Raw genomic sequence first — 13,458 nt, forward strand, 5'->3', positions numbered from 1 at the left:
CAGGGGGATACAATTTACTTGCTCCAGCTTTCGCTCTCGCCCAGAACGGCGGTGTGGGCGTTGGCAGCTTCCATGACGGCGTAATACGCCCAATGCTTGCGGCTGACATCCGGGAAGGTGTTGAGCTTGCGGAGATTGTCCGCGATGTAGTCCTCATCCGCTTCGCGGCCCAGCAGGCGGTTGACAATGGTGACGACCTCGGCGCGGTTGATCTCGCGCTCTGCGTGGAACGAGCCGTCCCCGTAGCCGTTGATCCAGCCGTGGAGCGCGGCGTACTTGATGTATTCTGCCGCCCAATAGCCGGAGGAAACATCGTTGAAACCGCCGAACTGCTCCATGATCTCGGCGTCGCCATCACCGTACACATCAAAGAAACGGACAGCCATCGTGGTAAACTCAGCACGGGTAATGGCATCGTTGGGGGCAAAGATGGTCTTGCTCTTACCGTAGGTAATGCCGTTGTTGCTCAGATACTTCACATAGCCGCTATACCAGGCATGGGCGGGAATATCCGCAAATTTGGTATTTGCCGCCGTGGAAATGGTATCGCCGTTCTTCTCCGCCAGCAGACGGGCGAAGATAGCGGCGGCTTCCGCGCGGGTCATGCTGCGGCTGGGGCCGAAGGTGCCGTCCGTGTAGCCGACGATGTAAACGCCGTGGCGCTCGGTCTGCTCCACTTCGGGGACGGTCAGCTCGCCATTTTTGTCGGTCTTGCCTGCGGCAGACTGGCCGAGATCACCCTTGACCGTAACATTTTTGCCCTGCTGGGGAGCCTTCTTGTGGTCGGTCACGATGACCGTCACCTGATGCTTGGCGTCCAGATCCGTGCCGTCCGGCAGCTTCACTGTGATATTGCCGGTCTTGCCGATGGACACTGCACTGCCGGAGATGGGACGCTTCGTGTCCGTGCGGATGACCTTGACGGTCAGCGTCCAGCGATCGCCGTCCGCATCCTCATGGCCAGTAGTGACCTTGCCGTCCTCGTTGGTCTTACCGCTGCCGGTGGGGACGGTGATCTGACCTGCCTTGTCGGTCTTGCCTGCGGCATAATTGTCATTCTTATCTGCGACGGAAATACCCATATCGGGGACTGCGGACTTGTCCTTGACAAGCTGCACGGTCACGGTCGTCTGGTCTGCGTAGTCCAGCAGGCGGCTATTCGGCAGGCGGATGGAGATGCTGTTGTCCTTATGGAGCGCCACGGCAGCATTGGCAATAGGATTCTTGGTGTCGGTATCGGTGACGGTCACAAGGTAGCCGCCTACAATGGCCTCACCCTTGCTGTCCGTGGTGGCGCTGTTGTAGATCTTTTCAATGGGCTGCGTCTCCAGCTTTTCACCGCACACGGTACACTCCTTGTGCTTGCTGCCCTCGGAATCGGTGGTAGGCTCCTTGTCGATGATCCAGTCGCCGGGTTTATGACCGGCAGGCTCGGTATAGTCGGTCTTGGTAGTGTCGCCACAGCGGGCGCAGGTGTTGGTGGTGTAACCCATCTCGGTGCAGGTGGGTGCGGTCACTTCGGACTTGTAATCGTGTCCCAGGGCCTTTTCCAGCACAGCGCCGCAGCGGGTGCAGAGCTGGGGTTCCGTGCAGGTAGCAGGAGCGCCGGGGATGTGGCCATCCGCGGGGTCGGCATCCAGACGGTGGTAGCCACAGCGGGTGCAGCGGTATTCCATGACGCCCTCGCCGGTGCAGGTGGCGTTGGTGACGAGGGTTCCCTCATCCCAGCTATGACCGAGCGCATCGGTGTAGTCTGTGACGAAGCTGCTGCCGCAGCCATCGCAGCGGTGGATGGTCTTGCCGCCGCCCTCACAGGTCGCGGCGATTACATGGGATTCGTAGTTATGGGGCAGAACGGAAGTGATGTCCTCAATGTGACGATCGCCACAAACGGAGCACTCGCGGACGGTATAACCGGGGCTGGTACAGGTGGCGGCCACGGTATAGACCTCATAGCTGTGTTCGCCCTTGGGCGTGGCGGTCTGCTTCATCTGTCCGCAGCGGGAGCAGAGCTCCAGCAACTTGCCATCCGTTTCGCAGGTAGCGTCGCGGATGACGATGCTCTGCCATGCGTGACCGAGTGAGTCCACATAGTCGCGCTTTTCGATTTTGCCGCACTCCATACAGAGGTAGCGGTCATAGCCAAGGGTGGTGCAGCCAGCCTTGGTGCTGTCCAGCAGAATATACTTGTGATTTTCACCACAGCCCTTGTCGGTGCAGCAATTTCCATTGCAATTCTTGTTCTGGCAGCCGCAGTTGGGATCGCCGCAGCCGCAGGCACAAGAGCCGTCATCCTTGGTGGATTCGTCACGGAGCCATACCTTCGCCACGCCGTTCTCGGTCATTTCCTTGCCCTTGTAGGTGTAGGTGATCTCATAGTAAACCATGTACTGACCTTCCTCTGTGTAGTTGGGCGCGGAGGTCATGGTACAGCTATCCGCACTGTTGCCGTAGCGGATAGAGGTGCGGACACCGGCTTCGGAGAGATCGCTGACCGTGATGGTGTGGGGCTTGCCGTCCACCACGCCGTAATAGTCTGCAATGACCGCCTTTGCCGCCGTGTAGTCATAACGGGCGTAGTCGCACAGGCTGCATTTCTCTACCGTAGCGAAGCGTCCGTTTGCCGGCTGGGGCAGGACTTCCGTCACCATGCTGTGGCGCTCCAGCTTGCGGCTGACCGTATGATTGGTACCGTAGCAGAATGCGCAGTAGGTGCCGCCCTTGGTGGTGACAGTGTGATAGGTATCATCCGTATACTCGTAGGAAACGGTTTCGTCCAGTTCCTGCGTAAATGCGGCGGCACAGTCATACAGCCAGTAGACATTTTTCAGATAGCCGTACTCGCTTTTGCTCATATTTGTGTTGATGCCGCCGCAGGTTTCACAGACGGCTTTGGTGTAGTGATATCCGGTATAGGTGGCGTCCTTGCCGGGGATGCCGTCCATGGTATCACCTTTGCCGACGCCATCTACCATCGTGCCGTCCGAATATTTCACATTGCGGCTGAGTGCCGGCTGGCCATTGCGGGTATATTCGGGAACGCGGAACACCTCAAAAGATGTGGCTTTGCCGCACTCACCGCACTTGAAGGTCTCGCGGGTCACAACACTGTTGGCGTCCAGCTCATTGGTACGGCCGGATGCCTGCATCCAGTGCTCGGCGGGGTCGTGGTAACTGTTCTGCTGGGCGGCAAAAGCGGTGGGGATCATGCCCACGCACATGACCAGCGTCAGCAGCAGTGCCAGCGCCCTGCGGGAATAATGGTTCTTTTTCAGATTCATAGGTCCTCCTTATATTTTTTGTTTTTTATCCGCGTTGAAAACGATGTTCTTTTGGCTATCGCCCCCTTTCCCGGCTGCAAATCTTTCTTTGCAGATACTCGTTCCAATCCTTGCCGCAGCGCGGTTTCTCCACGGTAACGGCATACCCCTGTAACTGATACTTTTCCTGTAATTGCTGGGCGGCTTTCTGCCCAGGCTCGTCCGCGTCCAGACACAGCGCAATACGGCGGATCTCCGGATGCGCCTGCAAATAGGTCTGCAGTGCGCCGTCATAGAGTCCGCACAGAGCAACGGCGTTGGTTGTGTCTCTGTGGAGCGTGAGGTAACTCATCAGATCGATGGGTGCCTCAAAGACAAGCACCAGATCTGACTGCGGATCGCGCGGGAGGGAGAAGCCTGTGTTTTTGTCGCTGCCAGGAGCGTCTCCCTTGAAGCCGGGACCGTTCAGATCATAGGTGCCGCGCAGGCCTGCGTATTTTGCCTGCCCCGCGCTGTTCTTTCCGACGAAGACGCAGTTATGATGTACCGCATCCTCATACAGCAGACCGGCATTCAGAAATTGTCGGATCACCTGGGCAGCGATACCTCGCTTACGGAGATAGGCGAAAACCCTGCGGTCATCCGCATTGCGGGGCGGCAGGGAAAACTCCTGTTTCTGGCTGATCGGCTTTGGCTGCGGAATGGGCGCGTCTCTGGCTTTCCCATGGAAGGTCAGCAGGTACTCCACAGCCTCTGGAAAGCTCTTGCCGCAGAATTGCTGCAAAAAGGTAATGGCATCCCCGCCGGTATTCTGGGAATACCGGAACCAGGTATGCCGGTCCTTGATCCGCAGGCTGTCCATCTCCGCGGTAGTATGGAAGCGTCCCACGCGCTTGACCTGATAGCCGAGGTGGGAGAGCAGCTCCGGCAGGTCCGTTTCTCTGGCGATCTGCATTTCTGTGTCTGTGAAGCGATTTCTGATTTCGCTTGCCATAATGTGTGCCTCCTTTCTGATGAAACGCAAAAAGCCACCCAGGGCATCCGATATATTCGGATGCCCTGGGTGGCTTTCCCTAAATCATGTTCTTTTGTTTTGGCTTTTGTGCGGGCTTACACGGCGTTATCTTCGTCGGGGGTGTCCGTGTTCGCTGGAGCGGTCACGTCGGCCACACGGGGCGCGACAGGGGGCTCAGTGGGGGTGTTCTGCTCTGCGGCGTTCTCAGCGTCCGCTTCGTCCAGTGCCTGCGTGATCAGGTTCAGCACGAAGTCTCGCTGGGTGAGCTTTTTGCCGCTGCGGAGCGTCTCGCGCTCCAAGTGACGCTTGATGCGCTGGAAGAGTTCTTCGGGAATCTGGAATGCCATCGTTCTGCCTTTTTCAGTCATTTGAATGCCGCCTTTCTGATTTTCCATCATGTTGTAATAGTCTTGGATGAGGTTGACGATGTACTCGCTGGTGGTCAGGCCCAGCCGTTCTCGTTCTTCACTGACCCGCTCATGTAGGTCGATGGGAATCTGAGCACACAAGTTTTTAGTGGTTGCCATTCTCGGATACCTCCTCGTTTTTTGTAACGCAAGCATACCCGAAAGGTTCAGTAAAAGCTATTACCAACACCACCAAGGAATGATAGACAAACGAAGCGAAAGCAACATAAGCACCTATGAGTCGAAAAAGGCCGCCGTCCGCTCCCACATAGGGAGCCGAACGGCGGCCTGCCTTCTTATTCTTTATTCTTTTTTAAGCCTCGGTGTTCGAACCACACCAGACCACAAATCTGGCAGGGCGCATCTTCAAAATGTCGCCTCTCGCTGGGCAAAACTGAAATTTTGAAAAATCGAGTTTTTGCAACTTTTTCATTCTAAAAGTGGCACATTATATGTGAAAACGCCGCACTTTCGTGCGGCGTTTTCGGCGTTGCATCTTTCATCAACACATTTTGGTCCGAGTGACTGGATTCGAACCAGCGGCCTCTTGAACCCCATTCAAGCGCGATACCAAACTTCGCCACACCCGGATTTAGTTGTCTCGTCAGACGACTTGTATACTATATCACAGATTATTTTATAATGCAAGTGTTTTTTGCATTTTTATCAAAAATTTTTAAAAAGCGTTTTCTGGCGTGGTCCTATCAAAAAAACGGAAACTGACTCTTTTGAAATGTGCAGGACGCGGTATCATAGAACAAAAGAGGAGGGAAAGCGCGTATGAAAACCAAGTCACAGAACATAAACCTCAAATATATCGTGGTATCCGGGCTTTTTGCAGCCTGCATTACCATGACGACCGCGTATCTGTTCCACATTCCCTTTCCGGGGGGATACATCCATCTGGGCGATGTGCTGATCTATATGGTCGCCTGTCTGCTCCCGACGCCCTACGCGGCGGCGGCTGCCGCCATTGGAGCGGGGCTGGCGGATCTCCTCACGTATCCGGCCTGGTGCCTGCCAACACTGGTAATCAAGAGCTGCCTGGTGTTCTTTTTTACATCCCGTGCGTCCACCTTCCTGTGTAAGCGCAACTATGTAGGGCTGGTCCTTGCCTCGGTCTTTTCGCCGGCTGCGTACGGCCTGTGTGCAGTGGTTCTCTATGGAAGCATACAGAGCTTCTGGCCGCAGTTTGCCGGGACTGCGATCCAGTCTCTGGGAAACGGCGTCATCTTTTTGATCGTGGCCAGAGCAGTCGATATGACACATCTAAAGCAGCAGATGGAAAAGCACGTGCTCACCTGACGAAAGGCATCCCGGCTGGGATGCCTTAGGCATATCCGCGTCTCCCCAGGCATACTGTTAGGACAAACAGAATGCAACCTGAGTGGAAAGGGGGGACCGCGGTATGGAGAACACGACCTATCAGGAATGGGTCAGAAGAAGGGCCGGGCGGTCCGGAAGTATATCGTCGCATCCATCGGCGCGGCAGAAGAAGCGCCGTGGGGTGGAGTTGGGCGCAAAGGAGCGGCGGAGGCTGATCCAACTGGCCGTCTGTACCATGGCATTTGTGGTCATACTGGTGGGGAAGGGTGTCTTCCCGGAGCGTCTGGTTTCCATGCGGGAGGAACTGGCCCAAATGCTCCATGCGGACACCGATTTTACCGCGGCTTTTTCCAATCTGGGAAGGGCGATTGCGGAGGGGGAGACTGTGACGGAGACCCTGGGAGATTTCTGTACCGAAGTCTTTGGAACCTCTTCTGAGGTGCGCGTGAGCACGTCCTCCACGGCGGTGGATGGGATGTTCTGTACCGCGGAGATCCAGCGGCTGGCGGCGGGGGAGAAGCGCCCTCCGGGCGTCTATCTGGGGGTAGAGGAGGCGCAGACAGCCGCCGATCCGCCGGCTCCCTTTGTCTTTACGGCTGCACAGCAGGCCGAACCGGTCCAGCCGGAACCCACACCGGAGGCGGAGCCGGCGGTGGTGCACATGGAGTACAGCGGACCGACTCTGCCCGATAACGCCACGATGGACAAGTACCGGCTGGACATCGGAGAGACTGCGACACCGGTCCTCGGCTGGGTCTCATCCCCCTTTGGCTGGCGGGAGCATCCGGTGGACGGCGGAGAGAAATTCCACAACGGGGTGGATCTGGCGGTCAATCTGGACACGCCGGTCCTGGCCTTTGCAGCCGGAACCATTGACTATATCGGGGAGAGCTCTATTTACGGTCTGTATCTTCAGATCAACCATGGGAACGGCGTCACCAGCTTCTACGCCCACTGTGACCGGCTGGATGTCCAGCAGAGACAGCAGGTCAAGGCGGGGGAGCAGGTGGCGTTGTCCGGGCAGAGCGGGAATGCCACAGGGCCGCACCTGCATTTTGAGGTGAAGCGGAACCAGGTCCGCCTCAACCCACTGTACTATATTCAGACGCAGAGCTCTTGATCCATGAGATGGGGCTGTCTGGAGGTGAGCGGGGGATTTCTCCTGCTGGCCGCATTCCTTTATTATATGGATACCCAGGGCGTGGTGCTCTGGGGCGCTGCCGCCTGCGCCCTCCATGAAGGGGGGCACTATCTGGCCATCCGCCTGCTGGGCGGACGGGTCACCGGGCTCCGTCTGACCTGTGTGGGGGCGGAGATGCGCCTCTCCGCCAGCGCCCCTAACGGGCGCGTGTTCCGCATCCTGACCGCACTGGCCGGCCCGGCCGCCAATCTGGCCGCGGCGGCGGCCATCACCCGCTGGGGCGAGGGCATGGGGGAGGAGCGGTATCTGTTGATCGGGCTGAATCTGAGTTTGGGGCTCTTTAACCTTCTGCCCATCGCAGGCCTGGACGGAGGACGCATCCTGCGCACTCTGCTGGAGGGCGGCGCCTGGAAGAGAAGCTGGGGACAGGGGATCTCCCTGGCCCTGGCGCTGGCCCTCGGAGGGGCCGGGATCTGGCTTTTGCTTCAGCGGGGGAATCCGACGCTGCTCCTGACCGCTGGATGGCTCGGCATCCTCTCTCTGCCTGAGCCGGAGCGGGGCGGCGGGAGAGGGAGATTGCGCAGAAAACCCTTGCAATCCCCAAAGAAGTGTGATATACTTCCAAAGTCTGAATAAAGGGTGTTCCTCTGCTGGCGCGGGACGAAGAAAGAGCCTGCGGCAACAACCCGGCAAGAACACCTATAAATGAGGAGGAAATATCCATGGATCTGATGAAGGCTTTTACCGAGAAGCAGATGAAGGCCGAGGCCCCTGTGGCCAATGTGGGCGACACCGTCCGCGTGCACGTTCACATCAAGGAAGGCAACCGCGAGCGTATCCAGGTGTTCGAGGGCACCGTCATTGCCAAGAAGCATGGCGGCATTGAGGAGAGCATCACCGTCCGCCGTATCTCCTACGGTGTTGGCGTGGAGAAGGTGTTCCCCCTGCACGCTCCCTCTGTGGAGAAGATCGAGCTGGTCCGCAAGGGTAAGGTTCGTCGTGCCAAGCTGTACTACCTGCGTGACCGCGTGGGCAAGGCTGCCAAGGTCAAGGAGCGCATCTAATTTTCAGGCATATTTCAGGAGCGAGCTCCTGGAAATTGGGAAAACAGGACGGGAAACCGTCCTGTTTTTTCGTTTTTCGTGAAAAATTGCCGGTTCTGTCGAAGGGTTCAAAATGGATTTCTGAAATAAAAGTCTTTTTTTCTGACGCTATCTTGTGTATAATGATAGAATCGTGATTATGCAAATATACAAAGGGGCTGAACGCCATGAACATACAGTGGTATCCGGGACATATGACGAAAACGCGGCGTATGATCGCGGAGCATCTGAAATATGTGGATCTGGTGGCCGAGGTGGTGGACGCCCGCATTCCAGTCTCCAGCCGCAACCCGGACATTGACGAGCTGGTGGGGAGCAAGCCGCGCATCATCATCCTCAACCGGGCCGACCAGGCCGACCCCGCCCAGAACCGGGCCTGGGGGGATTGGTTCCGTGCCCAGGGCTTCACCGTGCTGGAGACCAGCGCCAAGGACGGGAAGGGCGTCAATCAGTTTTCCGCCGCCGCCCGCGCTGCACTGAAGGACAAGCTGGAGCAGTGGAAGGCCAAGGGGCAGGTGGGGCGTCCCATCCGCGCTATGATCGTTGGGGTGCCCAACGTGGGCAAGTCCACCTTCATCAACCAGGTGGCCAAGCGCAAATCGGCCAAGGCGGGGGACCGGCCCGGCGTCACCCGGGGCAAGCAGTGGGTGTCGGTGGACGCCTCTCTGGATCTGCTGGACACGCCCGGCATCCTCTGGCCCAAGTTTGAGGACCAGTCCATCGGGCTGAATCTGGCCTTTACCGGCGCGGTGAAGGATGAGATCATGGATGTGGAGACACTGGCCTGCCATTTCATGGACCTGCTCAACCGCCGCTATCCGGAGGCACTGGGACGGTATAAGATCGAGGCCGATCCCGAAGCCCAGGGGTGGGAGCTGCTGGAGCGGGCCGCCCGCAAGCGCGGCTTCCTCATCTCCGGCGGAGAGCCGGACACGGAGCGGATGTCCAAGATCCTGCTGGACGAGTACCGGGGCGGTAAGCTGGGGCGTTTTACCCTGGAGACGCCGGAGGATGTCCGGCGGGAGGAGACCGAAACGGAGGCGCCCCGTGGAGAAGATTGATTTCTGGCAGTATGAGCGGGAGGCGTGGGCGGAAGGCTATGCCGCGGTGTGCGGCTGCGACGAGGCCGGCGCGGGACCGCTGGCCGGTCCGGTCTACGCGGCGGCGGTGATCCTGCCTCCGGGCGTGGAGCTGGACGGGCTCAACGACTCCAAAAAGCTCACGCCGAAAAAGCGGGACATCCTCTTTGATGCGATCCGGGAGCAGGCATCGGCCTGGGCGGTGGCCTGGGTGGATGCCTCGGAGATCGACGAGACCGATATTCTGAGCGCCCGGATGAAGGCCATGCAGATGGCCATTGACCGCCTGGACAGGGCGGCGGACTTTGCCCTCATCGACGGCAACCGGGACAAGGGGAAGAGCGCCGCCATCACCACCCCCCATCGGACCATCGTCCAGGGGGACGGACACAGCGCCAGTATCGCTGCGGCCTCCATTCTGGCCAAGGTCAGCCGGGACCGCTGGATGGAAGAGGCGGCCAAGACCTATCCCCAGTACGAGTTTGAGCGCCACAAGGGGTACGGCACCAAGCGGCACTATGAGCTGCTGCGGCTGTATGGACCCAGTCCCATCCACCGCCGGACCTTTCTGAAGCGCCTGTGAGCGGCAGAAGGGCAGAGGAACGGGGGCGCTGGGGCGAGGAACAGGTGGAGCGGGAGCTGCAGCGGCGCGGATATATCATCCGGGCGCGGCGTTACCGCAGCCGGTATGGGGAGATCGATCTCATCGCGGAGAACGAGGCCTTCCTGGCCTTTGTGGAGGTCAAGTTCCGAAGCTCTTGTGCATATGGCTCCGGTCTGGAGGCGGTGGACGCGCGCAAGCAGTGCCGCCTGCGCCAGACGGCAGAGCTCTACCTGAGCGCCAACCCCGCCGAAAAGCAGCCCCGCTTTGATGTGGCGGAGGTTTGCCCGGCGGAGGAAGCGGGCAGGGTGACCATTACATACATCGAAAATGCGTTTTAAGCGGGGGAACCGCTGAGAGAAGGAGGTAAGCAGAATGGATCTGTTTGACGGACACTGCGATACCATGACCCGGTGCTACCGTTACGGATACGGCATTCGGGAGAATTTTGGAAATCAGGACCTGAAGCGGGCGGAGTATATCGGGAAGTGGGGACAGTTTTTTGCCCTCTTTGCCGATGAAGTCCTCAAGCCGGGGGTCACCCGACGGGACGTGTTCCGGGCCGAGTACGCCATTTTCCAGCGGGAGATGGAGCTCAATCAGGATGTGATCGTCCAGTGCCGGACCGGGGAAGAGGCCAAGGCGGCATTTGCCGCGGGCAAGCGGGCGGCCTTCCTCTCCATCGAGGGGGCGGATCTCATCGACTGCACCCTGGAGGGCCTCCAGGAGGCCTGGGAGATGGGCGTGCGGGCCATCAACCCCGTGTGGAATGCGGCCAACATCCTGTGCGGCACCACCGAGGACGAGACCGACAAGGGGCTCACCCCTGAGGGCAAGGCCTTTGTCAAGCGGATGACCGAGCTGCACATGCTGGTGGATGTGTCCCACATGTCCGATCCGGGCTTCTGGGATGTGGCCGAGATCGTGGAGGGGCCCTTTATGGCCAGCCATTCCTGCGCCCGCGCCCTGTGCGACCAGCCCCGCAACCTCACCGACGACATGTTCCGGGAGATCATGCGGCACAACGGCGTAGCCGGAATCAATATGTACCGCACCTTCCTGGGCGAGCCCACCACCGTGGATACCGTGGTGGAGCACATCGAGCATTTCCTCTCTCTGGGTGGCGAGAAGAACATCTGCATGGGCGGAGATCTGGACGGCTGCTATGACGAGATGCCCGACGGGATCGACGGCATCCAGGACATGGGCAAGATCTATGACCGGATGCTTCAGCGCAACTATAAAGAAGAACTGGTACATGCCATCTTCTTTGACAATATGATGAGGGTCGTGAACGAAGTATGTACTATGTAAGCACACGAAACAAAGGAATGAAAAAGCTGGCCGCAGAGGCCATTGCCCAGGGCCTGTCCCGGGACGGAGGCCTCTTCACCCCGGAGGTCTTCCCCAAGCTCTCGCCCAACGCGCTGGAGACCATGCGGGAGATGTCCTACCAGCAGCGGGCTGTCTATGTGATGAAGCCCTTCCTGGACGACTTCACCGTCTCGGAGCTGACGGCCTATGCCAAGCGGGCCTATGGGGACAATAAGTTCGACGTCAAGGAGGTCGCCCCGGTCCGGCAGGTGGACGACACCACCTACTGCCTGGAGCTGTGGCACGGCCCCACCTGCGCCTTCAAGGACATGGCGCTTCAGATGCTGCCCCACCTGCTCACCGGCTCTCTGAGCAAGAACGCGGAGGACAAGACGGCCTGCATCCTGGTGGCCACCTCGGGCGACACCGGAAAGGCCGCGCTGGAGGGCTTCCGGGATGTGGACAAGACCCGCATCCTGGTGTTCTATCCTAAGGACGGCGTGTCCGACATCCAGGAGCTCCAGATGCTCACCCAGCAGGGAGAGAACGTGGGGATCTGCGCGGTGGAGGGCAACTTTGACGATGCCCAGAGCGGCGTCAAGCGCCTCTTCTCCGATGAGAAGTTGCGGGATGTCCTGGCGGAGCGGGGCTATTTCTTCTCCTCGGCCAACTCCATCAACTGGGGCCGGGTCCTGCCTCAGATCGTCTACTATGTGTCGGCCTACTGCGACCTGCTGCGGGACGAGAAGATCCAGCGGGGGGAGAAGGTCAACGTCTGCGTGCCCACCGGCAACTTCGGCGACATCCTGGCCGCCTACTACGCCCGGGAGATGGGCGTGCCCATCGGCAAGCTGATCTGCGCCTCCAACCAGAACAAGGTGCTCACCGACTTCATCCGCACCGGCATCTATGACCGGAACCGGACCTTCTACAATACCATCTCGCCCTCCATGGACATCCTGATCTCCTCTAATCTGGAGCGGATGATCTTTGAGTTTGCCGAGCGCAGCGACGGGGAAGTGCGCAGCTATATGACCCAGCTGGCCAACCAGGGCCGTTACGAGGTCAGCGACTCGGTCCGCGCCCGGTTCCAGCAGAATTTCGCGGCCGGGTTCTGCGATGACACCCAGACCAAGGAGACCATCGCCAAGCTGTGGAACGAGAACCACTACCTGGTGGATCCCCACAGCGCCGTGGCCTTCCACGTGCTGGAGGAGTACCGCCGTGAGAGCGGGGATGAGACCCCCACCATCGTGGTCTCCACCGCCAGCCCCTTCAAGTTCTGCGCCGATGTGCTGGAAGCTCTGGGGGAGAAGGAGATCGCCCAGGGTATCGCGGTCATCGACCAGCTGACCGAGAAGACGGGCGTTCCGGCCCCTGCGCCTCTGGCTGCCCTGAAGCACTTCAAGCCCCGGGACGCCAAGGTCACGGCCAAGGAGGCCATGGAGACGGCGGTACTGGATTTTCTGAAATAATGCGCCACGGAGCGCTGGAAGGTTGGTGTGCGCGTGGCGCTGTATGCACTGGGAGACACCCATCTGTCTCTCGCTGTCAATAAGCCCATGGACGTATTCGGCGGTGCGTGGAGCGGCTATGTGGAGAAGCTCCGGGAGGGGCTGAGCGTTCTGACGAGCCAGGATACCCTGGTCCTGTGCGGCGATATCTCCTGGGGGATGAGTCTGGAGCAGGCGGAGCGGGACTTTGCCTTTCTGGAGTCCTACCCGGGCCGCAAGCTGATCCTCAAGGGCAACCACGACTACTGGTGGAACACCGCCTCAAAGATGGAGCGGTTCTGGGCCGAGCGGGGATTTCAAAGCCTGCACGTCCTTCACAATAACTGCTACGAGTACGGGCCCTATGCCCTGTGCGGGACCCGGGGATGGTTCTATGAGGAGGACGAGGGAGGACACAACGACAAGGTGTTCCGGCGGGAGCTGATCCGGCTGGAGGCCTCCCTAAAGGCGGCCGGAGAGCGGAAAAAGCTGTGTTTTCTGCACTATCCGCCCCGGTATCATGGCTATCTGTGCGCGGAGATCATCGCCCTTCTGGAGCAGTACGGCGTGGAACAGTGCTTCTACGGGCACCTCCACGGCGGGAGCCACCGACTGGCCATTGAGGGGCCCAGCGGGGGCGTAGACTACCATCTGGTGGCGGCGGATTATCTGCAATTTCGGCCCTACCGCATCTGCGACTGAGATCGATTTGGCGTGAG

The 13,458-nt window shown here is 59.3% G+C and carries 13 protein-coding genes and 1 tRNA gene; 10 read left to right on the forward strand and 4 right to left on the reverse strand.

The genetic code is table 11. The annotated features are described in order from the left end of the window. Window positions 1–14 precede the first annotated feature (14 nt). The 4 genes from GPK94_RS09455 to GPK94_RS09470 all read right to left on the reverse strand — a co-directional run bounded on the left by GPK94_RS09455 (window position 15) and on the right by GPK94_RS09470 (window position 5,272). On the reverse strand, window positions 15–3,281 hold the full coding sequence (locus GPK94_RS09455) for an S-layer homology domain-containing protein (RefSeq protein WP_215655649.1): 3,267 nt from the start codon (window positions 3,279–3,281) through the stop codon (window positions 15–17). A gap of 55 nt (window positions 3,282–3,336) precedes the next feature. Next, entirely contained in the window at window positions 3,337–4,254 is a 918-nt protein-coding gene (locus GPK94_RS09460; protein WP_252192561.1) for a toprim domain-containing protein, read from the reverse strand. A 116-nt stretch (window positions 4,255–4,370) separates the two neighbouring features. Further along, the gene (locus tag GPK94_RS09465; RefSeq protein ID WP_215655650.1) at window positions 4,371–4,802 is read right to left on the reverse strand and encodes a translation initiation factor 2; all 432 of its coding nucleotides are present in this window, start codon (window positions 4,800–4,802) and stop codon (window positions 4,371–4,373) included. 393 nt (window positions 4,803–5,195) lie between these two features. Then, a tRNA-Pro gene (locus GPK94_RS09470) sits at window positions 5,196–5,272 on the reverse strand. A 190-nt stretch (window positions 5,273–5,462) separates the two neighbouring features. Here GPK94_RS09470 and GPK94_RS09475 point away from each other — a divergent pair. The 10 genes from GPK94_RS09475 to GPK94_RS09520 all read left to right on the forward strand — a co-directional run bounded on the left by GPK94_RS09475 (window position 5,463) and on the right by GPK94_RS09520 (window position 13,441). Next, complete coding sequence (locus GPK94_RS09475; RefSeq protein ID WP_215655651.1) at window positions 5,463–5,987, forward strand: TIGR04002 family protein; 525 nt, start codon at window positions 5,463–5,465, stop codon at window positions 5,985–5,987. 103 nt (window positions 5,988–6,090) lie between these two features. Further along, the gene (locus GPK94_RS09480; RefSeq protein ID WP_215655652.1) at window positions 6,091–7,128 is read left to right on the forward strand and encodes a M23 family metallopeptidase; all 1,038 of its coding nucleotides are present in this window, start codon (window positions 6,091–6,093) and stop codon (window positions 7,126–7,128) included. Window positions 7,129–7,131: 3 nt separating this feature from the next. Continuing rightward, window positions 7,132–7,785, forward strand: a complete 654-nt coding sequence (locus tag GPK94_RS09485) for a site-2 protease family protein (protein WP_215655653.1) — start codon at window positions 7,132–7,134, stop codon at window positions 7,783–7,785. A gap of 86 nt (window positions 7,786–7,871) precedes the next feature. Further along, a complete protein-coding gene (gene rplS / locus GPK94_RS09490; RefSeq protein WP_101693155.1) occupies window positions 7,872–8,213 on the forward strand; it encodes a 50S ribosomal protein L19 in 342 nt (113 codons plus the stop codon). Window positions 8,214–8,419: 206 nt separating this feature from the next. After that, window positions 8,420–9,313, forward strand: coding sequence for a ribosome biogenesis GTPase YlqF (gene ylqF / locus GPK94_RS09495; RefSeq protein WP_101693154.1), 894 nt, complete (start codon window positions 8,420–8,422; stop codon window positions 9,311–9,313). After that, the gene (locus GPK94_RS09500; protein ID WP_101693153.1) at window positions 9,300–9,914 is read left to right on the forward strand and encodes a ribonuclease HII; all 615 of its coding nucleotides are present in this window, start codon (window positions 9,300–9,302) and stop codon (window positions 9,912–9,914) included. The genes ylqF and GPK94_RS09500 overlap by 14 nt, the downstream gene beginning before the upstream one ends. After that, the gene (locus GPK94_RS09505; RefSeq protein WP_101693152.1) at window positions 9,911–10,273 is read left to right on the forward strand and encodes a YraN family protein; all 363 of its coding nucleotides are present in this window, start codon (window positions 9,911–9,913) and stop codon (window positions 10,271–10,273) included. Before GPK94_RS09500 ends, GPK94_RS09505 begins: the two co-directional genes overlap by 4 nt. Before the next feature lie 34 nt (window positions 10,274–10,307). Continuing rightward, complete coding sequence (locus tag GPK94_RS09510; RefSeq protein ID WP_101693151.1) at window positions 10,308–11,246, forward strand: membrane dipeptidase; 939 nt, start codon at window positions 10,308–10,310, stop codon at window positions 11,244–11,246. Next, complete coding sequence (gene thrC, locus GPK94_RS09515; RefSeq protein WP_215655654.1) at window positions 11,234–12,721, forward strand: threonine synthase; 1,488 nt, start codon at window positions 11,234–11,236, stop codon at window positions 12,719–12,721. Before GPK94_RS09510 ends, thrC begins: the two co-directional genes overlap by 13 nt. 33 nt (window positions 12,722–12,754) lie before the next feature. Then, window positions 12,755–13,441 carry a metallophosphoesterase gene (locus GPK94_RS09520; RefSeq protein WP_101693986.1) on the forward strand — a complete coding sequence of 229 codons (687 nt, stop codon included), beginning with the start codon at window positions 12,755–12,757 and terminating at the stop codon, window positions 13,439–13,441. Window positions 13,442–13,458 lie beyond the last annotated feature (17 nt).

This window comes from Pseudoflavonifractor sp. MCC625 (assembly GCF_018784545.1).
Lineage (GTDB): Bacteria > Bacillota > Clostridia > Oscillospirales > Oscillospiraceae > Pseudoflavonifractor_A > Pseudoflavonifractor_A gallinarum.

Excerpts from the sequence above, each read along its gene's own strand:
- GPK94_RS09455 (WP_215655649.1), bottom strand. The coding sequence starts at position 3,281 with ATGAATCTGAAAAAGAACCATTATTCCCGCAGGGCGCTGGCACTGCTG.
- GPK94_RS09460 (WP_252192561.1), bottom strand. The coding sequence starts at position 4,254 with ATGGCAAGCGAAATCAGAAATCGCTTCACAGACACAGAAATGCAGATC.
- GPK94_RS09465 (WP_215655650.1), bottom strand. The coding sequence starts at position 4,802 with ATGGCAACCACTAAAAACTTGTGTGCTCAGATTCCCATCGACCTACAT.
- GPK94_RS09475 (WP_215655651.1), top strand. The coding sequence starts at position 5,463 with ATGAAAACCAAGTCACAGAACATAAACCTCAAATATATCGTGGTATCC.
- GPK94_RS09480 (WP_215655652.1), top strand. The coding sequence starts at position 6,091 with ATGGAGAACACGACCTATCAGGAATGGGTCAGAAGAAGGGCCGGGCGG.
- GPK94_RS09485 (WP_215655653.1), top strand. The coding sequence starts at position 7,132 with ATGAGATGGGGCTGTCTGGAGGTGAGCGGGGGATTTCTCCTGCTGGCC.
- rplS (WP_101693155.1), top strand. The coding sequence starts at position 7,872 with ATGGATCTGATGAAGGCTTTTACCGAGAAGCAGATGAAGGCCGAGGCC.
- ylqF (WP_101693154.1), top strand. The coding sequence starts at position 8,420 with ATGAACATACAGTGGTATCCGGGACATATGACGAAAACGCGGCGTATG.
- GPK94_RS09510 (WP_101693151.1), top strand. The coding sequence starts at position 10,308 with ATGGATCTGTTTGACGGACACTGCGATACCATGACCCGGTGCTACCGT.
- thrC (WP_215655654.1), top strand. The coding sequence starts at position 11,234 with ATGTACTATGTAAGCACACGAAACAAAGGAATGAAAAAGCTGGCCGCA.